The organism is Promicromonospora alba (assembly GCF_042654905.1).
In the GTDB taxonomy this organism is placed as follows: Bacteria; Actinomycetota; Actinomycetes; order Actinomycetales; family Cellulomonadaceae; genus Promicromonospora; species Promicromonospora alba.
The window spans coordinates 368244-388123 of sequence record NZ_JBHSFI010000002.1 but is presented as its reverse complement, the minus strand read 5'-3'; the positions used below and the strand labels follow the sequence as shown (position 1 = coordinate 388123).

Sequence of the window (19880 nt, the reverse complement as noted above, 5' to 3'; positions counted from 1 at the left end):
CTTGATCAGAGCCTTGGGTGATACCTGCGCGACGGGACCAGGCCGTGCATCGCGGGGTGTCATGATGGGCAACGTGGTGAAGATGAGCGATGTGGCACTCGAAGCCGGTGTCTCGAAGATGACGGTCTCGAACGTCATCAACGGCCGCCCGGGAGCGAGCGAGGACACCCGTGCCCGCGTGCTCGAGGCGGTGGCCCGGCTGGGCTACCGGGTGAACGCGACGGCGCGCCAGCTCCGGGCCGGCCGCAGCGGTGCGATCGGCCTGCTGGTTCCGCACCTCGACGGGCCCTACTACCCCCACCTCGCGGCGCGCCTGGACACCCTCGCGCAGTCGAGGGGCTACCACGTCATCATCGAGCGCACCGGCGCGAGCAGGGAGGGAGAGCTCGCGGCCCTCTCCGCGGAGCGTGTGCGGCCCTACAGCGGCATCGTGTTCAGCCCGGTCCAGATCGACACGGCGGACGTGCGCCGCGCCGGCATCGAGGTCCCCGTGGTCCTGCTCGGCGAGCGGCGGATCGGCGGCGAGTTCGACCACGTGATGATGGACAACGTGGGCGGCGCCGAGCTTGCCACCTCGTACATGCTCGAGCGCGGTGCGCGGCGCATCGCCCTGATCGGCGGTCGGCCGGAGACGGGCGTCGACAGCATGCCGACCCTGCGCAGCCGTGGCTACCGCAGCGCGCACGTCAAGGCCGGCGTGCCGGTCGACGAACGGCTCGTCGTCGATGGCGCGTCGTTCACCACGAAGGACGGCTACGAGGCAGTCATGCGCCTGCATCGCGACGGCGTCTCGTTCGACGGCGCCTTCGCCCTGACCGACGCCGCCGCGATGGGGGTCCTGCGCGCGCTGGCCGACATCGGGCTGCGCGTCCCGGACGACGTCCAGGTCGTCGGCTTCGACAACGACGCGGAGGGCGAGTACCTCGTCCCTCGGCTGACGACCATGGATCCCGGCAACGACTCGATGGCCGAGCGCGTGATGGAGCTGCTCCTGCGCCGTGTCGAGGCCGCTACGCCGGACGCGGGGGAGGTGGAGGACGTGGTGGAGTCGGTGATGTCGGCTCGGATCGTGGTCCGCGAGTCGACGCTCGCTCACGTATCCAGGTAGACGCGGATCGGTCACAGCTTCTCTTCCTCGAGTAGCCCGTCACTGGCGTGACGTTTATCGATAAAGTAGAGGGCATCTCGGAAGGTGTCAACGCTTGTCGCCCGGATTGGTGCGGGTGAGATCGGTCGACGGCGCGAGGTGCATGCGCATCGTCGGAACTTGTTGTTTACCGGTAAAGTGGCCGACTCCCGCGAGCCGTCGCCTACGACCCGACCCGGGCGCTCCCAGCCGCAAGCACCGCGGCGGCGCCGATGACCGCAGGGATCACGAGCAGCGCCCCGCAGAACACCAGCACCACTGCGAGGAACGCCGACGCCACGACGGCGTTGCCGCGCTGCCGTCCGCGCAGCAGCCTGATACCGGCCAGGGTGCCGGTGAGGGTCACCGCCGCGAGCAGCGCTGACGTGGCGCGGACCAGTCCGTCGAGCGTGACGACACCGCCGAGGACCGGGACGGCGACGACCAGGCAGCAGGCGCCGAGGAACGCCAGGCTGCGGCGCGGCTCCCGGCCCGGCGTCGTCCGGCCGACGAGCCGGCGGGGCAGGGCCCCGTCCCGTCCGAGTGCCGCGCCCAGCCGGGCGCCGCTCGCCAGGTAGGCGTTGCTGGCCCCGAAGGTCAGCAGCAGGGCGGCAGCGGTGGCCAGCGCGGTCCCGGTGGGGCCGAACGCCCGCCGGAGGAGGGTGAGCAGCGGCGCCGGGTCACTTCCGGCGGACGGGCCCAGGACGCCGAGCGTGACGACCGCCAGCCCCAGGTAGAGCGCGATCACGAGGGCGAGAGTGAGCGTCGTCGCACGTCGCAGACCACGGACGGGGTCCGCGAAGTCCGCCGAGAGGTGGGTGGCGGCCTCCCAGCCGGCGAACGCGAAGAACAGCACGGTGGCGGCGGTGCCCACGCTGCCCCATCCGTGGGGCGCGAACGGTGTGAACGCCTCGGAGCGCACGCCGCCGAACGAGACCGTGACGGTCACGACCAGGAGGGTCACCATCACGGTGGCGGTCAGGACCTGGATCCGTCCGGTCGCGTGGAGGCCTGCCGCGTTCAGGGCGAACGACGCCACGAGCAGGCCGAAGCCCACCCCCATGGCGAACCCTGGACCCGCACCCAGGGCGGCCGCGATGTAGTGCCCGCCCATCAGCGCGGCCGCCGTGACGCCGAGCGGCACCGCCGTCAGGAACCACCAGCTGACCGCCGCGGCGATCCGTCCGTCGAAGGCGATCGCCGCGAAGTGCGCGACGCCTCCGCCGTCGGGATGGGTGCCGCCGAGCGCCGCGAAGGTCGCCGCGACGGGGACACTGGCGAGGAGCAGCAGCGCCCACGCCAGCAAGGACGCGGGCCCTGCGGCATCGGCGGCCAGCGTGGGCAGCGCCAGCGCCCCCGGCCCGAGGACCGCGCCGAGCAGCATGACCGCCCCCGTCACGGCGCCGAGCCCTCGGGCGGGGTGCGTGCCCGGGCGAGCGTTCTCTTCCATGTACCGTCCTCTGCCGATGGCCATCCTCGGTCAGATGACCAAGATGTCGGCGTGAGGATAGGCACAGGAACGTACGCCTGGGGACGGGGCCGAACTTCATTCGGCAGGGTCGATAGGCTCCCGACCATGGACGAACTTGATTCGGCGATCGTGCAGGAACTCCAGCGCGATGCGCGGCAGACCAACCGGGACCTGGCCCGTCACCTCGGCATCGCACCCTCCACCTGCCTGGAACGGGTGCGGCTCCTGCGCGCCCGCGGCGTCATCCGCGGGTATCACGCCGAGATCGACCCGGCGGCGCTCAACCGCAGGGTCGAGGCGTTCGTCTCCATCCGGCTGCGCCCGCTCAACCGCGACGTCATCGACTCGTTCAAGGCCGCACTGATCAAGCTGCCCGAGGTCATCGCCGTCTATGTCCTCGCCGGAGACGAGGACCTGCTCGCCCATGTGACCGCCCGGGACCTCGACCACCTGCACGCGTTCCTCATCGACCGCCTCAGCCAGCCACGGGAGGTCGTCACGTTCCGGAGCCAGATCGTCTTCCAGAGCGCGCAGAAGCGGGTGCACCAGCGGCTGCCCGAGGACTAGTCCGTCCGGAACCTCGCAGGCCGCTCACGGGGCGAGGCCTCCTCGACCGCCCTCGGCGTCATCCGGGTCGTAGGCGTCGAGGAGATCCGCCCCGTGCTCCTCGCTCCATGCGTAGACCGTGTCGAGCAGATCGAGCAGGCTGCGCCCGAGATCGGTGAGCTCGTAGGTCACGGTGCGCCCCACCGACGTCCGGCACACGAAGCCGTCATGCTGCAGGTTGCGGAGCGACCGGGTGAGCTCCTTGGCACTCGTGCGGTGCAGCGGGACGCGCAGCTCCGAGAACCTGCGCGGTCCGTCCTCCAGGCAGCGCAGGACCATCGGCGCCCACTTGTCCCTCATCCGTAGGGGCTGCATCGGCGACGGGCAGATCTCGTCGAACATGTCGACAGCCAGCTCGGACATAGCACGATCCTAGGTTCCCGGTCGGTAACCCGGTCGCTTCCTAGGGTCACGACCCATGAGCTACGACAACCTGCCAGGCCTCCGCATCACATCGTCGGACGGCGTCGCGACCGTGATCCTCGACCACCCTCCCCTCAACCTGATGGACGGCGTCCTGCTGCCCTCGCTGCGCGGGTTCGTCAACCGGGTGCGGCGGGACGAGAGCATCCGCGTGATCGTGTTCGAGAGCGCCGACCCGGAGTTCTTCAGCGCGCACGGGGACATGGGCTACCTCACGGACCCGGACGCCCTGTCGGCGGCGACCCGAGCCGCGATCGCCGCCGCCGAGGACACACCTGTGCCGGACGGCATGAACATCCTGCAGGCCCTGAGCGAGGAGGTGCACGACCTACCGCAGGTCACCATCGGCAAGCTGTCCGGCTTCGCGCGCGGTGCCGGCAACGAGTTCCTCATGTACCTCGACATGAGGTTCGCGGCGATCGGCCTGTCGGGTCAGTCGCAGACGGAGGCCCTGATGGGCATCCTTCCCGGCGGCGGCGGGACCGTGCACATGACCCGCCTGGCGGGCCGGGCCCGTGCTCTTGAGCTCATCCTGGGCGGCGAGCTCGTGGACGCCGAGCTGGCCGAGCGGTACGGGCTGGTGAACCGGGCTCTGCCCGCCGCGGAGCTGGACGGTTTCGTGAGCGAGCTCGCGGGGCGGATCGCGCGCCTCCGGCCGGAGGTCGTGTCCGCGATCAAGGCCGCGGTGAACGCGATGGCACCTGCGGTCCCGCGCGCGGCGTACGCGGTGGAGAACGACGGGCTGATGGCGACGATGGGGCCCGACGTCACCCGGCGTGCGCACGAGCTGCTGGCTGCGGGGATCCAGACCCGCGAGGGAGAGCTGGAGCACGAGCGGATCGTGAACTCGATCTGACCGGGCGTTCGGGTCACGACCGTGGCCGCCCTCAGGGCGCCACGGTCGTGAGCCACCGGATCGCTGCCACGCGGCCGAGGATGCAGTTTTCCTTACCGCAGCTGACCGGTTGGCACCATGGTGGGCGACCTGAGCGTCTTCGTAGCGTCGTCTCGTGCCCGCGCAACCCGGCGCGGCACGGGGAAATGGTGCGAGGAATGTTCACAGGTACAGGTACAGGTACAGCCACCGACGCGGTCCGGCTGACAGCTGTCCGCAAGGTCTACGGCAGGCGGGGGAACGAGGTCGTCGCGCTCGACGACGTGACGACACAGTTCGGGCGCGGCACGTTCACCGCGATCATGGGTCCGTCCGGTTCCGGCAAGAGCACGCTGCTGCAGTGCGCCGCGGGGCTCGACCAGCCGACGTCGGGTTCGGTCGTCCTGGAGGACAGCGAGCTCAGCACGATGAGCGAGACCGAGCTGACCGAGCTGCGGCGCGACCGGGTCGGCTTCATCTTCCAGGCGTTCAACCTTCTCCCGGTCCTGACGGTGGAGCAGAACGTGACGCTGCCGCTCCGGCTCGCGGGCCGGAGCCCGGCCAAGGGCCGGGTGGCGAACGTGCTCGAGCAGGTGGGTCTGCGCGAACGGCGCAAGCACCGCCCGGCGGAGCTGTCCGGCGGGCAGCAGCAGCGGGTCGCCATCGCACGGGCCCTGATCACCGAGCCTGCCGTCATCTTCGCCGACGAGCCGACCGGTGCGCTGGACACCAGGACCGCGCGGGACGTGCTCGGTCTGCTGCGCCGTTCGGTGCAGGAGACCGGTCAGACGATCGTGATGGTGACGCACGACCCGGTCGCGGCGTCCTACGCCGACCGTGTGCTGTTCCTCGCCGACGGGCGCGTGGTGGGTGAGCTGCGCTCGCCGACGGCGGACGCCGTGGCCGAGCGGATGACCCACCTGGGCGCCTACACGGACGAAGCGCTGACGACGGCCGCGGGAGGGCAGCACTGATGCTCCAGCTCGCGCTCCGCACCCTGCGGTTCCGCACGGGTACGTTCGTGGCGGCGTTCCTCGCCATGTTCTTCGCCGCGATCGTCCTGATGGCCTGCGGCGGGCTGATCGAGACGGGCCTCCGCGCGGCGGCCCCTCCGCGGCAGCTGAGTGCTGCCGACGTGGTCGTCGCCGGCGACCAGGCGCACCACGCACCCGGCGGCGACGAGGACGAGCCGGCGATCCTGCCCGAGCGCGTCCGCGTCGACGCCGGGCTCGAGAGCGCCATCTCGGCGCTACCCGGCGTGCGCGAGACCAGGACCTACGTCTTCGAGGGCAGCCCGCCTGCGGGGACCGTCGACGCCATCGGCGTGGTCGCCGAGCCGGATGCCGACGTCGACGAGCTGCGTGAGCGGATCGACGCGGAGCTGGACGGCGAGACGTTGACCCTCGTCGGCGACGAACGAGGCCGCGCCGAGCTGCGTGACGCCACGGCCACGAGCGTGAACGTGGTCTCTCTCGCCGGTGTGTTCAGTGCCTTCGCGCTCCTGGTGTCGATCTTCGGGGTGGCGTCGATGCTCGGGCTGTCGATCGCTCAGCGGCAGAAGGAGCTGGCGCTGCTGCGTGCCATCGGGGCGACGCCTCGTCAGGTGCGACGGCTCGTCCTCCGCGAGACGCTCGTGCTCTCGCTGGTCGCCACCGCCGCGGCCTACTTCCCGGGCCAGTTCCTGGGCGAGCTCGTGTTCGACTTCCTGGCCGAACAGGGCATCGCCACGGCGGGTGTGGCCTTCCACCAGGGCTGGATACCGTCGGTGGCGGCGATGGCGGTCGCGATCCTCGCGGCTCTCGGGGGCGCACTGGGCGCGGGGAGGCGGGCGGCACGGACCAGGCCGAGCCAGGCGCTCGCCGAGGCCGCGCTCGACGACCGGGTGATCGGCGGATGGCGAGTCCTGGCGGGTCTGCTCTTCGTGGGGGTCGGGATCGCGCTGACCATCGTCACCGTCGCGGTGCTGAGCGGGCCGCTCGCCCCGGCGACGGCCGCCCCCGCGGTGATCGTGTTCACCATCGGGCTCGCGTTGCTGGCGCCCGTCCTGGCGAAGGTCATGATCTTCGTCGTCCAGGGGCCGGTGCGCGCCCTCGGCGGGCTCACGGGCGACCTCGCGGTGCTCAACGCACGCGGCCGGACCAGTCGGCTGGCCGCCGTCATCGGCCCCGTCATCCTGCTGACCGGGATATCGACCGGGATGCTGTACCTGCAGACGACGAACGACGCCGCCGACCAGGAGGCGTTCGCCGGCAGCATCGTCGCCGACGCGGTGGTGACGGCCGAGGACCGGGTCGACCCGCGGCTGGTCGAGGAGATCAACCAGCTGCCCGGCGTCGCCGGAGCGTCCGAGTACGTCAGCAGCGTCGGTTTCGTCGAGAGCCCGCACGACGTGTCACCGATGGGTGAGGGCTGGACCCTCCAGGGAGTCAGCGCGGAGAGCGCCGCCGCGAGCACGCCGGTCGACGTCACCGCCGGTGCGCTCGCCGACCTGCACGGCGCGACGGTCGCGGTCGAGGAAGGGCATGCCGGCACCCTCGGCGTCGGCGTGGGCGACCCGATCACGCTCCGGATGGGGGACAACACCTTCCTCGACGTGCGGGTGGCCGCGCTGTTCACCGCCGCGGAGGACTACGACACGCTGTTGCTCCCGGCCGACACGCTGGCCGCTCACACCACCGCCGGGTTCCCGACCCGCATCCTGGTCAGTGCGCAGGACGGCACCGATCCGGAGCAGCTGGTGGCGGAGCTGACCCGGCTGACCGCGGCCCGGGACGGGCTGACCGTCGCCGACCGGGGGATCCTGTTCGACGAGTACGAGGACCAGAAGAAGACGGCGTCCTACGCGATCTACATCATGGTCCTCATGCTCGTCGGGTACTCGGCGATCACCATGATCAACACCCTCGTGTCCAGCACGTCGGCGCGGCAGCGAGAGTTCGGGCTCCAGCGGCTCGTGGGCTCGACCCGCCGTCAGGTGCTGCAGATGGTGGGGATCGAGGCGGCGATCGTGGCCGTCACCGGCCTCGCGCTGGGCACCATCGCGGCGCTGGGCATCCTGGTCCCGGTGAGCCTCAAACGGCTCGGCTTCGTGATACCCGCGGGGCCCCCGCTGGTGTACGTGGCGATCATCGCGCTGGTCGTCCTGCTGACCCTCGGCGCGACGCTGCTCCCCGCGTGGCGGGCCACGCGCGGACGACCGGCCGAGGCGGCCGTCTCGGTCGAGTAGCGGCCGGGACGTCCGCCCGCCGTGGGCGCGGAGGAAATCCTCCGCGCCCACGGCGGATCCCACCATTCCAGGGCACATGCCCCGAAACCTACGTTCGAGGTATGGAAAACAGACGGATCACATCCGTGCTCGCGCAGCCGACCACCCCAGGAAGGGACTGAGATGACCATCGTCCTCGAGCCACCAGCCCCGGCCGGACACCCGGCCCCGGCCCGTATCGGCAGGCCGGCGATCGGCGCCCTGGGCATCCTCGCCCTCGCACTCGGCACCCTGCAGACCGTGGTGGACCCGGCCCGTCCGCTGCTGGAGCGCGAGCTGGGTGTCGACTCGGCCGCGGCCGCGCTGATCGCCAGCACGCTGCTGATCACCGGAGCGATCGTCGCGCCCATCGCGGGCAAGCTCGGTGACCGCTACGGCGGGAAGCGGGTGCTGCTCGTGCTGATGGCGCTGGTCTCGGCAGGCGGCGTGGTATCGAGCCTCGCGCCGAACCTGCCGGTGCTGCTGGTCGGTCAGACGCTGCAGGGCGCGATGGTGGGCGCACTGCCGCTCTCGTTCATCCTGGTGCGCAAGAACTTCCCGGAGGGGCAGACGCAGGTGGCCGTCGGGGTGGTCAGCGCGCTGTTCACCGCAGGGGGCATCGTCGGGACGCTCGTCGCCGGGCCGCTGGCCGAGGGCCTGTCCTGGCACTGGATCTTTGCGGCACCGACGATCGTGATCGTGGCGGCGACTGCCGTCGTGCTCCGGCTCATGCCGAACGATCCGCCGGGCGAACAGGGCACCACCATCGACTGGGCGGGTGTGGCACTGCTGAGCGCCACCCTGGTCGCGCTCATGCTGGGGCTCCTCGCGGTCACCGGCGGCGGCATCCCGCCGCTCGCGGTGGGCGGCATCGTGCTCGTCGTCGCCGCGCTCGCCGCGGCCTGGGTGGCCGTCGAACGCCGCGCCGTCTCGCCGATGGTCGAGCTGCGCATGCTGACGGCGCCCGCCCTGTGGAGCGCGGCCGTGCTCACCATCGCCATCGCCGCCATCTCCGCGATGCTGCAGACCTACGTCCCCAAGCTGTTCGAGGTGTCGGGCGACGGCTACGGACTGGGGCTCGACACCACCGACATCGGGCTGTTCATGATGCCGGCCTCCATCGCCGGCGTGCTGGCAGGCTCGGTCGGCGGGCTCGCCGTGCAGCGCTACGGCGCCCGGGCCGTGGCCACCACCGGCGCCGTGGCAACCGCGGGCATCCTCGTCGCCGTCGCCGCGCTGCACGACACGGTGTGGCAGCTCGTCGTCGCCCGGGCGCTCGCCGCCTTCGTCGGCGGCCTGATCACCACCGCGCTGCTCGCCAGCACCGCCACCGCCGTGGCCGCCAAGGACACCGGCATCGCCACAAGCCTCCTCGTCGTGATCCGCCTGATCGGGGCCGTCGCGGGCGGACAGCTCGCCGGCTCGGTCCTCGACGCGGGCAACGACCCGGCGTCCGGGGTGCCTGCCGAGTCGGCCTTCGTCACCGGATTCCTCGTCGCCGCACTCGTGGCCGTGCTGTCCCTGCTCGTCGTCCGCCATCTGAAGAAGGAAGTCCAGTCATGACATCTCGGTCCGGCACCTCCCGCTCCCGCGCATTCCGGCGCAACGTCCTGATCGCCGGCGCCAGCCTCGCCGGCCCCACGCTGGCGTACTGGCTGCACCGGTACGGGTTCGACGTCACGGTGGTCGAGAAGGCGCACGCACCTCGTGGGGGCGGCTACCCGATCGACGTCCGCGGCACTGCGATCGAGGTGGTCCGGCGGATGGGGATCCTGCCGCGGCTGCAGGCGGCGCACATCGACACCGGACGGTTCACCTTCCTCGACGCCGACGGAGCCGAGGTGGCCGTCCTCCGCCCCTCTGCGGTCGCCGGGAGCGTCGAGGGGCAGGACCTCGAGGTGGCGCGCGGGGACCTGACCGCGGCGCTGTACGAGACCGTCCGGGACGACGTGGAGCTCGTGTTCGACGACTCCGTCGACACCCTCGACCAGCACGGGCACGGGGTCGACGTCACCTTCCGCAGCGGCAGGCAGCGCACGTTCGACGTGGTGGTCGGCGCCGACGGCATGCACTCGGGCACGCGGAAGGTCCTGTTCGGGCCCGAGGAACAGTTCCACCGGTACCTGGGCTACGCCTTTGCCGTGTTCACCATGCCCAACACGCTCGGGCTGTCGCGCGAGCTGATGATGTGGAACACCCCGGGCCGGGCCGCCGCCCTCTACGCCACCGGGGGCGCCGGCGACGACCTGCACGCCTTCCTGAACTTCCACCAGCCGGAACGGCCGCTCCATGTCGTGCGGGAGGACCTGCGGGACCCGGGCGCCCAGCGGGACCTGGTCGCCGACACCTTCGCCGGTGCGGGCTGGGAGGTCCCGGGCATCATCAAGGCCATGCACCAGGCGGACGACCTGTTCTTCGACACGGCGGGCCAGATCCGCATGCCGAGCTGGTCGAGCGGCCGGGTGGCGTTCGTCGGCGACGCCGCCTACGCGCCGTCGTTCCTGACCGGGCAGGGATCCAGCCTGGCGCTGGTGGGTGCCTACATGCTTGCCAGGTCGCTGGCCACGCACGGGGGCCACGTCGAGGCCTTCGCCGCCTACGAGCGCGACACCCGCGCGTTCGTCACGATGAACCAGGCCCTGGTCGACAAGGGTGGCGCCCGGCTCTTCCCGACGACCGCCGGTGCGCTGGAACGGCGCAACGCCATGCTCCGCGAGCTGGCCGTCATGCCGGCGACGACGCCGCAGCCCGCCCACTCGGCCCTCGTGCTCCCGGACCCCGCGCCGACGGCATGAGCCCGGTCCGGACCCCGGAAGAAATCCCGGAGGAAATCCCTACCCCTCCCGGGGGAACGCACCCTGTCCCGGCAGGGCGGCCGCGCGGCAGGCTGGCAGTATGAAGACCATGACCCTCGACCCACGAGCGGGGCGCTCCGGGCGGGGACCCGGCTGGACGCACCTGCTCGGCGCGCCGTTGTCCTCCGTCACCTGGCGGTCGTACGGCTACCTGTGGTTCATGCTGCTCCTGGGACCGTTCGCGCTCGCCTACGTGCTGGTCACCGTGGCGGTCACGGCCGGGGCCGCCGTGACGGTCGTCGGGCTGTTCGTCGCGGGCGGGCTCGTGGTGGGCGGGCGGTGGTGGGGTGCCACCTACCGCCGCCTGGCGGGCCACCTGCTCGACACGCACGTCGCGCCGCCCGTGCCCCGCCGGCCGCGTCAGGGCTTCTGGCCGCGGCTCGGCGGAGCGCTCGGCGACCCGGCGGGCTGGCGAGCACTGCTGTTCATGCTCGCGGCCCTGCCGGTGACGCTCGCCGGGTTCATCGTGAGCACCGCATGCCTCGTGCTCGGGCTCGGCGGCGTGACCTACTGGTCCTGGTTCTGGTCGCTGCCGCCCGAGCTGGCCATGGACAGCTCGTGGCACAACCCGGCCGGCCTTGCCGTCGTCGCTCTGGGCGGCCTGGCGCTGCTGGTCCTGTGGCCGCTGGCCCAGTCGGGTTTCGTCGCGCTGCTGAAGCTGCTGACCAGGGTGCTGCTCGGACCGACGGCGGCCAGCCTGCGGGTCGCCGAGCTGGAGCGCTCCCGCGCGGGCACGGTGGAGGACGCCGACGCCCGGCTGCGCCGCATCGAGCGCGACCTGCACGACGGTACCCAGGCGCGCCTGGTCGCCGTCGGCATGCAGCTCGGCGAGGCACGCGAACAGCTTGTGTCCGGCGAGACGGACGCCGTGGGTGAGCTCCTGGAGGTGGCGCACGCGTCGACCAAGGACGCCCTGGCCGAGCTCCGCGAGCTGGCCCGGGGCATCCACCCGCCGGCCCTGGACAGCGGCCTGGCGGTCGCCCTCGAGACGCTCGCCGCACGCGCGCCGCTGCCGGTCACGGCGGACATCGACCCCAGGGTCGAGGCAGGCGGCCGCCTGGCGCCGGCGGTCGAGTCGATCGTCTACTTCTCGATCGCCGAGCTGGTCACCAACGCGGCCAAGCATGCGCACGCGTCGCGGGTCCACGTGCGGGTCGAGGTCGCCGCCGACGGCGGGAGCGGCATCCTGCACATCCAGGTGCGGGACGACGGCGGCGGGGGAGCGACCGTCGTCGCCCCCGACGGGTCCGGGCTGCGGTCGGGCCTTGCGGGGCTCGCCGAGCGCGTCGGGTCGGTCGACGGCACGTTCGACCTGTCCAGCCCCGCCGGCGGGCCGACCGTCGTGACCATGACGCTCCCGGCCGTGCGCGCCGCCGCGGCAGGTGCGCGCCGCACGGGCGCCGGTGGCCGCGCATGACCGGGGCGGACGCGACGCCGTCGGCCGGACTGCGGGTGGTGCTCGCCGAGGACTCCGGGATCCTGCGCGACGGGCTCGTCGCCCTGCTGACGCGGCGGGGGCACGAGGTGACGGCCGTGCCGGACGGCGAGAGCCTGGAGCGCGAGGTCCTGCACCTCGCGAGCGAGTCGTCCCTGCCCGACGTCGTGGTCGCGGACATCCGCATGCCGCCCACGTTCACCGACGAGGGCCTGCGCACCGTGGTCGCGTTGCGGGCCCAGTTCCCCGGGCTGCCCGTGCTCCTCTTCTCGCAGTACGTGGAGACGAGGTACGCCGGGGAGCTGCTCAAGGGTGACGCACGTGGCGTGGGGTATCTGCTCAAGGACCGCGTCGTCGACACGGGGGAGTTCACCCAGGCGCTCGCGCGCGTGGCCCGGGGCGAGACGGTGCTGGACCCGGAGGTGGTCTCCCAGCTCATGGGCGCCTCCGACCGGGACGTCGGGCGGGTGCGGCTGACCGACAGGGAGCGGGAGGTGCTCGACCTGATCGCGCAGGGCCGGTCGAACGGCGGCATCGCGGAGCAGCTGTTCCTCTCCCAGGGCGCCGTGGAGAAGAACGTCGCGGCGATCTTCCAGAAGCTCGACCTGCCGTACGACGCGGCGGACAACCGCCGGGTGCTCGCCGTGCTGCGTTACCTGGGTGCCGGGGACGCCGGCTGAGGCCGGGTGGCGCCGACCGTCACCGACGTGCCGGCGCCACGGGACAGCTCGCACCGAAGATCGACGTCTCGACACGTTCCAGGGTGCTGCGAACCCGGACGCGCTCGCGCCGACGCAGGCTCAGCGGGTGCAGCAGCGGGCGCACGGCGTCACGGTAGTCCTCGAGCGACCGCTGCAGGTCGCGCGTGCTTCCGGCGCACCGCGAGCCATCATGGACGAGGCCGGGCCCCGCGTGGCCGTCCGCGACCCGGAGGAGCTCGCTCAGCCGCTCCTGAGCGATCCTGCCGGCGCCGACCGGCGCCACGAGAACCGCAGCGCCGACGGCGCAGAGGGCGCCCAGCAGGGTCTCGTGGACCCGCAGGAGGAGCACCGCTGCCGAGAGGGTGCCCTGCAGGGTCAGCGCCATGCTCAGGCCCCCGGTGATGAAGAAGGTCACCGCCCAGTACCTCCTCACCGGGGTGGCGAACATCCCGAGGACGAACCCGAGGAGGAGGACGACGAGCACGAGCTCGTGGCCGGCAGCCACTGCGGCGAGGCCGTACCCGACGAGCACACCGGCGACCGTGCCAACGAGCCGCCGGGCACTCTGCAGCAGCACGTCCTCGGTGTGCTGGGCCCGGACGAAGACGACCCAGGCCGTCACGACCGCCCAGTACCACAGCTGGGGCGACAACAGGTGCCCGCCGACGAAGGCCAGAGCGACCGCCGTCGTCACCTGGAGCGCCTGCCGCGTCGCGGGTCGTACCGACAGCCAGCTCGGTGCCGTTCGCGGGACCGTACCGGAGCGGCGGGTGTGGAGGTGCGCCTCGCACCTCGGTGACACACGTCCCGGACCGACGCCGCGCGCTGATCCGGCCCGTGCGTCCAGGATCGCGAGCGTTCCGCGCGCCCAGGCCGCGGCGGCGGCCCGCTCCGCCCGGCGGACAGCCGGTGCCGCGCCGGGGACCGAGCCCGCCGGTGCCTCGTCCAGGAACTCGTGGACGAGCCCGGTGCAGGCGTGCAGCCTGACCAGTCGTCGCCTCAGCAGGCGCTCCGGGCGGCGTGCCCGGGGCCCGGTGTGCCGCACCAGCTCGGTCGTCGCCCTGCCCACGTCGGACCTGCAGGCCTCGAGCGACTCGAGCAGCACCCGGAACCGTGGGCGAGACCGGACCGGCAGCACGCAGAACCGGGCCGCCGCGAAGGTGGCGGCGGCGACAGCGGCGGCACCCGTCGCCACCGGGAGGTCCGGTGGCCGGAGACCGGCGAACTGGGGGAGCAGGTACGTCATGAAGGCGAGGATCCCGAGGTCAGTGCCCCGCCGCCCGCTGCGACGGGCGTGGGCCCCCACGAAGACCACGACGAGAAGCCCCGCACCCCACGCCGCGGGAACCACGGCCAGCAGAGTGCCGAGAGCGAGGGCAGGCACGGCCACCGCGGTGCCCAGGAGGAGCGCCGTGAGTTGTCGGCGCACGTGATGCTCACTGATCGCCAGAGCCGTCGCCACTGCCATGAACCCGCCCGCGAGCACGCCCTCCCGGGGCACGTCGAGCGTGACGAGCACGGCCAGCGCGCCGGCCAGACCGAGAGCGGTCCGTGCACCCGTTGACAGTCGCAGCAGTCCCGGGTCGAGCGTCAGGAGCCGCTTCCTGGCCCGTCCCATGGTGGTTGTGCCCACGTTCCCAGAACCTCCGTCGCCGTAGGATCCAGCAAGCGTGGTCCTGCGCGGCGGCAGGCGGTATCCGTCGGTCGACTGCTGGCGGGGACGTGGATGCCGCCCGCACGCCGAGGATCAGGTGCCTTCGACGACGGCCCGGAGCTGCGATCGCGCGGTGACCCCCAGACGGGGGAAGCTGCGGTAGAGATGAGAGCCCACGGTGCGGGGGGAGATGAAGAGCCTCTCCCCGATCTCGCGGTTGGTGAGACCGCGGGCGGCGAGCCGGATGATCTCTTGCTGCTGCGGCGAGAGGTCGGCGAGCGCCTCGCTCGTCGACGTGCCCAGGTCGACGCCGGCGGCCCGTGACTCCGTTCGCGCCCGCTCGGCCCATGGCTCGGCGCCCAGGCGACGGAAGGTCTCCAGCGCCTCGGCCAGCGGCGCCCTGGCCTCGGCCACCCGTCGGCGACGACGGAGCCACTCCGCGAGGTCGAGCGACGCCTGCGACCGTTCGAACGGCCAGTGCTCGGTGAACGGGTCGTCCAGGGCAGCCCGGAAGTGCGGTTCCGCGCTCTCGGGTTCGGCCAGCAGACCGCGCGCCCGGTGGAGGAGCGCACGGAGCCGAGACGAGACACCCTCGCCCAGGTCCTGCGCCGCGGTCTCGACGATCTCGGCGGCCTCCTGCCGATGACCGCTGCGCGCCGCGGCGGCCGCGAGGTCAGCGAGGGCGGCGTACGAGGCGTGGTAGTGCAAGGGCCCGTCGTCTTCGGTGAAGGCCGTCCGCAGCTGGTGGTAAGCGGTCTCGTGGTCGCCCTCGGCGGACGCGGCGGCGGCAAGGGCGCGCCGGACGTACACGAACACCGAACGGCTCTCCAGAGGATCGACGAGCGCGATGGCGCGCGCCGCCTGGGCCCGGGCGCCGAGGACGTCGCCCCGGAGCGCGAGCACCATGGCGTCCACCGCTGTCGCGCAGGCCACGGCATGGTCGAGCCCGGCCGCCTTCGCTGTCGTGATGATGCGGGCGCCGACCTCGCGCGCCTGGTCCCACCTCCCGCGCTCCAGGTAGGCCCAGGCAGCCGCGCCGCCCAGGCCGTTCGGAAGGGTGGTTCCCGCGTGCACGGCGTCCAGGGCCAGGTCGAACGTGTCGACCGCCTGCGGCGTCTCGTCCAGGAGCCACGCCGCGATGCCGAGGTACGTCAGCTGCTCCGGTCGGGTGCGCCTCTCGGCGGCGAGCCGCGCGCCCAGCATCCGCAGATCCGCGCGCCTGTCGTGCATCGGATCACAGACGATCCGCACCCAGGCCCGCAGCCAGTCCTGACCGGCGTGCTCGGGGACGCTCCGCAGCATGTCGTGGATCGCGTGCCGCTCGGCCTCCCTTCCTGAGTAGAACCGGGCCACGGCGGCGTCCGCGAGGATGTTCAGCGCGCTGTCGGGCTGTTCCGTCGCGAACTGGCCGGCCGCCCGCATCAGTCGAGCGAACGCCGTGGTGTGGCGGGCGGTCAGCACCGTCAGCCGGCTCACCTGGACGGTGGCGGCGGCCATGAGCGAGGTGTCCCCGGTCCGGGTGTGCACCGCCCGCGCCAGGTGCTCCACCCAGGCGAGATCGCCGGTCAGCACCGCGCTCCTGGCCGCCTCGACGAGCAGTCGGACGTCGTGCCCGGCGTGGGGGGTGAGCTCCGCCGCGCGGTGCAGGGCTTTGCCTGCGGCCGCGGGGCCCCCGCGACGGCGGGCCTGCTCGGCGGACCGCTCCAGCAGCTCCGAGATCGCGGCGTCCTGTCCCGTGCAGGATGCCGCGAGGTGCCAGGCCTGCCGGTCCGGCTCGTCGTGCAGCAGCTCCGCGACCGCCTGGTGGGCCGCGCGCCGATCGTCTGGAGCCGCTGTCTGATAGATCGCGGAGCGGACGAGAGGGTGACGGAACCGCACACGCCTGTCCGTGCGAACGATCAGCCCTGCCCGGGCCGCGGGCTCCCAGGCGTCGAGCGCGGTGCCCGGCGGTGTCGGCGCGGGGATGATCGCCACGTCGACAGGGTCCATCGCCGCCAGGCGCAGCAGCGCTTGCCGGGTGACGTGCGGCAGCCCGGCCGCTCCCGCGCCGAACACGCGCGCCAGCTCGTCGGTGAGGGGGAGCGGACCCGCCGAGGTCTGGTGACCTGCCGCGTCCAGAGCGGCGGCCCTGGAGAGCTCGGTGAGCGCGAGCGGATTGCCGGCAGCCTGCTCGAGGATGTCGGCGCTGAGCCGCGCCGTGGGGCGTGCCGGCAGACCCTCGAGAAGGCGCGAGGCCTCGGCATCGTCCAGGGGTTCGAGCACCGTGACCGGCGCGTCACGCGCTGCACCCCTGAGCGCATGTCCGGTCTCGGCGGCCATCAGCAGCGTGACGGCCTCCCCGCCCAGCCGTCGTGCCGCGAAGGCGAGGGTGTCGAGCGAGACCTGGTCGGACAGGTGCGCGTCGTCCAGGAGGAGCAGGACCGGCCGCTGGGCAGCCAGGTCGGACAGCAGCTCGAGCACCGCGTTCCCCGTCGCCATGACGTCCGGGCGAGGCGAGCTGGTGTCCGCTCCGGCGTCCGTACCCGTGGCCGAGCGCAGCGCGGCCCCCTGCCGCCCGGGCAGCAGGTCGATCCGGTCTGTCACGGGACGGAGCAGCTGGTGCAGCGTGGAGAAGGCGAGTGTTCGCTCGGACTCGCTCCCCTGAGCGCGCAGCACGACGGATCCGCGCGACCCGGCGTGGCCGGCCAGAGAGTCCAGCAGGGTGGTCCTGCCCATCCCGGCGTCGCCCACGAGCAGCTGGACGGTGCCAGCACCGCCTGGCTCCTCGACCGCGTGCAGAAGTCGAGCCACGCCGTCCACCCTGGCCGATGTCGCGCTCCGCGCGCTCGTGAGCTGGGCGAAGTCCCAGACCTGGTCCCGACGACCGTCCTGCGGCTTCATGACTGATCATCCTACGAGCCCGGTGGTCAGCCCGCGGATCGGCCCCGTGCGCGACCGCCAGGTGCAGTCGACTGACGGATACCGGCGGAGCGGCCCGGCTTCCTAGGGTCGCGGAGCAGGCTTCCGCAGAGACAAGGACACCCATGTCGCAGATCACCCTCGGGGACGTCACCATCACCCGGGTCCTGGAGTACTTCGGCCCCGTCGAGATGACTCCCGAGACGTTCTTCCCGGACAGCTCCAAGGAGGTGTGGGACGGCGCTCCCTGGCTGGCACCGCACTTCGTGGACCCCACGACCAACATCGTGAACTCGGCGATCCAGACCTGGCTGTTGCGCAGCGAGGGCAGGACGATCCTCGTCGACACCGGCGTCGGTAACCACAAGGAGCGTCCGTACTCTCCGGTCTGGAGCCACCTGGAGACGGACTTCCTGCACAACCTCGCTCGCGCCGGCGTCCGGCCCGAGGACGTCGACGTCGTGATCAACACGCATCTCCACGTCGATCACGTCGGCTGGAACACGTACCTGGACGGCCGGAGCTGGGTCCCGACCTTTCCCAACGCCACCTACCTGATGCCGAAGGACGACTTCGACTTCTGGAACCCGGCCAACAACCACCGGCCCGCTCTCGGCCGCGGCAACCAGAACGTGTTCGAGGACAGCGTCGCTCCGGTGCACCAGGCCGGCCAGGTGCTGCTCTGGGAGGACAGCCACCAGATCGACGAGCACCTGCGGCTCGACGCGGCACCCGGGCACACGCCCGGATCGTCCACGCTCACGCTGACGTCGGGGAGCGACCGCGCCGTCTTCGTCGGCGACATGCTGCACAACCCCGTGCAGCTCCTCGAGCCGGACTCCAACAGCTGCTTCTGCGAGGACCCGGCGCTCGCCCGTGCGACCCGGCGCAAGGTGCTCGGCTGGGCCGCGGACAACAACGCGCTGGTCATCCCCGCGCACCTCGGCGGCCACGGCGCCGCGGAGGTCTCGCGCGACGGCAGCGCCTTCGCCGTGAAGAGCTGGGCGCCGTTCTCCCTGTACCCGACCGAGCCGTCCTGACCCCCGTGAAGAGGCAGCAGATGAACAGCGATACCCAGCAGATGACCAGCGATACCGAAGTCGTCGTCACCACGGACCGGGGAGCCGTTCGTGGTACCCGCGGGGACACCGCGGCCGTGTTCCTCGGCATCCCGTACGCCGCCCCGCCCCGTGGTGCGGGGCGGTTCGCGCCGCCGCAGCTGCATGCGCCGTGGGACGGGGTCCGCGACGCGACCCGGCCCGGTCCCACCGCACCTCAGGCCGAACGCCGCCTCGGCAGCATCGACATGTCGCCGTACTTCGGCACCGGCTGGAGCCGCGGCGACGACTACCTGACCGTCAACGTCTGGACGCCCGCTGGAACGACGAGCGACCTTCCGGTCATGGTGTTCGTCCACGGGGGCGGGTTCGTCGCCGGATCGACGAACGCCGCGATCTATGACGGTTCCGCCTTCGCCCGGGACGACGTCGTCCTGGTGACCGTCAATTACCGGCTCGGCATCGCCGGGTTTCTCGACGTCCCGGGAGCCCCTGCGAACCGCGGTCTGCTCGACGTCGTCGCGGCGCTGCACTGGGTCCAGCGGAACATCACGGCGTTCGGGGGAGACCCGCGCAACGTCACCCTGTTCGGGCAGTCGGCTGGGGCGACGATCGTCGGCGGGGTCCTCGCGCACCGTCCGGCGTCGGGACTCTTCCGTCGCGCGATAGTCCAGAGCGGGAGCGGGCTCGGCGCCTTCACCACCGAGCAGGCTTCCCGGGTCACCAGGGCGGCGGCCGAGGCGCTCGGTGTCGAGCCCCGAGTCGGGCAGCTTGCACAGCTCTCGGACGCACAGCTCGTCGAGGCCGCGTCCCGGCTCGGCGGCATCGACCTGCGGACCGGGACCCACTACGACCCGCTGATCGGGCTGAGCCCGTTCAGCCTGGTCCTCGACGAACAACCCGCCGTGTCGGTCGCTGCGGGAGCCTCCGCCGACGTCGACCTGCTCATCGGCACCAACACGGAAGAAGGCCACCTCTACCTGGTCCCGGTCGACAAGTTCGCGTCCTCGGACGCGGCGGACGTCACACGTGCGGCGAACGCGTCCCACCCCAGCCCGTCGCGCCTCGTCCAGACCTACCGCGCGTCCAGGCCCGGTGCGTCCCCCGGCGAGCTGCGCTCCGCGATCATGGGTGACGCCCTGTTCGGCGCCGGCAGCTGGGCGCTCGCCGAGGCGCACGCCACCCGTGCGCCGTCGTCCACGTTCGCCTACGAGTTCGCATGGCGTTCGGAAGCGCTCGACGGACAGCTGGGCGCCACCCACGCGATCGAGCTGCCCTTCGTCTTCGACACGACCGGCCTGCCGGTCCTGAACGGGCCGCACGCGATGCTCGGCCCCCGGCGCCCTCCGGCCGGACTCGCGGCGCGTGTGCACGGGGCCTGGGTGCGGTTCGCCCGCACCGGCGACCCGGGGTGGGCCCGGTACGACGACCGGCGCCGGTCCACCATGCACATCGACGCGGAGTGGGCGGTGGTGGAGGACCCACGCAGCGAGGAACGGCGGGCCTGGTCCGTGCAGCTACCCGCCCGTGGTTGA

General features: G+C 72.4%; 15 protein-coding genes. 11 read left to right on the top strand and 4 right to left on the bottom strand.

Features of this window, described 5'->3' with window-relative positions:
- Positions 1–82: 82 nt before the first annotated feature.
- Entirely contained in the window at positions 83–1108 is a 1026-nt protein-coding gene (locus tag ACFO6V_RS04880; RefSeq protein ID WP_377132818.1) for a LacI family DNA-binding transcriptional regulator, read from the top strand.
- Between the two features lie 202 nt (positions 1109–1310).
- On the opposite strand, the gene ACFO6V_RS04875 is transcribed toward ACFO6V_RS04880, so the two are convergent.
- Entirely contained in the window at positions 1311–2576 is a 1266-nt protein-coding gene (locus ACFO6V_RS04875) for an amino acid permease (protein WP_377132816.1), read from the bottom strand.
- A gap of 126 nt (positions 2577–2702) precedes the next feature.
- Here ACFO6V_RS04875 and ACFO6V_RS04870 point away from each other — a divergent pair, with 126 nt between their 5' ends.
- The gene (locus ACFO6V_RS04870; protein WP_377132814.1) at positions 2703–3164 is read left to right on the top strand and encodes an Lrp/AsnC family transcriptional regulator; all 462 of its coding nucleotides are present in this window, start codon (positions 2703–2705) and stop codon (positions 3162–3164) included.
- A gap of 24 nt (positions 3165–3188) precedes the next feature.
- On the opposite strand, the gene ACFO6V_RS04865 is transcribed toward ACFO6V_RS04870, so the two are convergent.
- Complete coding sequence (locus tag ACFO6V_RS04865) at positions 3189–3566, bottom strand: winged helix-turn-helix transcriptional regulator (protein WP_377132812.1); 378 nt, start codon at positions 3564–3566, stop codon at positions 3189–3191.
- A gap of 55 nt (positions 3567–3621) precedes the next feature.
- On the opposite strand from ACFO6V_RS04865, the gene ACFO6V_RS04860 reads away from it, so the two are divergent.
- From ACFO6V_RS04860 to ACFO6V_RS04830, 7 genes are all read left to right on the top strand, one after another.
- Positions 3622–4482 carry an enoyl-CoA hydratase/isomerase family protein gene (locus ACFO6V_RS04860; protein ID WP_377132810.1) on the top strand — a complete coding sequence of 287 codons (861 nt, stop codon included), beginning with the start codon at positions 3622–3624 and terminating at the stop codon, positions 4480–4482.
- 197 nt (positions 4483–4679) lie between these two features.
- Entirely contained in the window at positions 4680–5474 is a 795-nt protein-coding gene (locus ACFO6V_RS04855; RefSeq protein ID WP_377132808.1) for an ABC transporter ATP-binding protein, read from the top strand.
- Positions 5474–7726: an FtsX-like permease family protein gene (locus ACFO6V_RS04850; protein WP_377132806.1), complete on the top strand. Its 2253-nt coding sequence runs from the start codon at positions 5474–5476 to the stop codon at positions 7724–7726. The genes ACFO6V_RS04855 and ACFO6V_RS04850 overlap by 1 nt, the downstream gene beginning before the upstream one ends.
- Positions 7727–7888: 162 nt before the next feature.
- The gene (locus tag ACFO6V_RS04845; RefSeq protein ID WP_377132804.1) at positions 7889–9307 is read left to right on the top strand and encodes an MFS transporter; all 1419 of its coding nucleotides are present in this window, start codon (positions 7889–7891) and stop codon (positions 9305–9307) included.
- Positions 9304–10539, top strand: a complete 1236-nt coding sequence (locus ACFO6V_RS04840; RefSeq protein ID WP_377132802.1) for an FAD-dependent monooxygenase — start codon at positions 9304–9306, stop codon at positions 10537–10539. Before ACFO6V_RS04845 ends, ACFO6V_RS04840 begins: the two co-directional genes overlap by 4 nt.
- Before the next feature lie 100 nt (positions 10540–10639).
- Complete coding sequence (locus ACFO6V_RS04835) at positions 10640–12016, top strand: sensor histidine kinase (RefSeq protein ID WP_377132800.1); 1377 nt, start codon at positions 10640–10642, stop codon at positions 12014–12016.
- Positions 12013–12714 (top strand): LuxR C-terminal-related transcriptional regulator, encoded by a 702-nt coding sequence (locus ACFO6V_RS04830; RefSeq protein WP_377132798.1) that lies wholly within the window; start codon positions 12013–12015, stop codon positions 12712–12714. Before ACFO6V_RS04835 ends, ACFO6V_RS04830 begins: the two co-directional genes overlap by 4 nt.
- A 19-nt stretch (positions 12715–12733) precedes the next feature.
- Here the strand turns inward: ACFO6V_RS04830 and ACFO6V_RS04825 are convergent, their stop codons facing one another.
- Together ACFO6V_RS04825 and ACFO6V_RS04820 are read right to left on the bottom strand one after the other, a co-directional pair.
- Positions 12734–14368: an FUSC family protein gene (locus tag ACFO6V_RS04825; protein ID WP_377132796.1), complete on the bottom strand. Its 1635-nt coding sequence runs from the start codon at positions 14366–14368 to the stop codon at positions 12734–12736.
- A 114-nt stretch (positions 14369–14482) separates the two neighbouring features.
- On the bottom strand, positions 14483–17269 hold the full coding sequence (locus tag ACFO6V_RS04820) for a helix-turn-helix transcriptional regulator (RefSeq protein WP_377132794.1): 2787 nt from the start codon (positions 17267–17269) through the stop codon (positions 14483–14485).
- Between the two features lie 143 nt (positions 17270–17412).
- On the opposite strand from ACFO6V_RS04820, the gene ACFO6V_RS04815 reads away from it, so the two are divergent.
- Together ACFO6V_RS04815 and ACFO6V_RS04810 are read left to right on the top strand one after the other, a co-directional pair.
- Positions 17413–18327 (top strand): MBL fold metallo-hydrolase, encoded by a 915-nt coding sequence (locus ACFO6V_RS04815; RefSeq protein ID WP_377132792.1) that lies wholly within the window; start codon positions 17413–17415, stop codon positions 18325–18327.
- Positions 18328–18347: 20 nt separating this feature from the next.
- Positions 18348–19880 carry a carboxylesterase/lipase family protein gene (locus ACFO6V_RS04810; RefSeq protein ID WP_377132790.1) on the top strand — a complete coding sequence of 511 codons (1533 nt, stop codon included), beginning with the start codon at positions 18348–18350 and terminating at the stop codon, positions 19878–19880.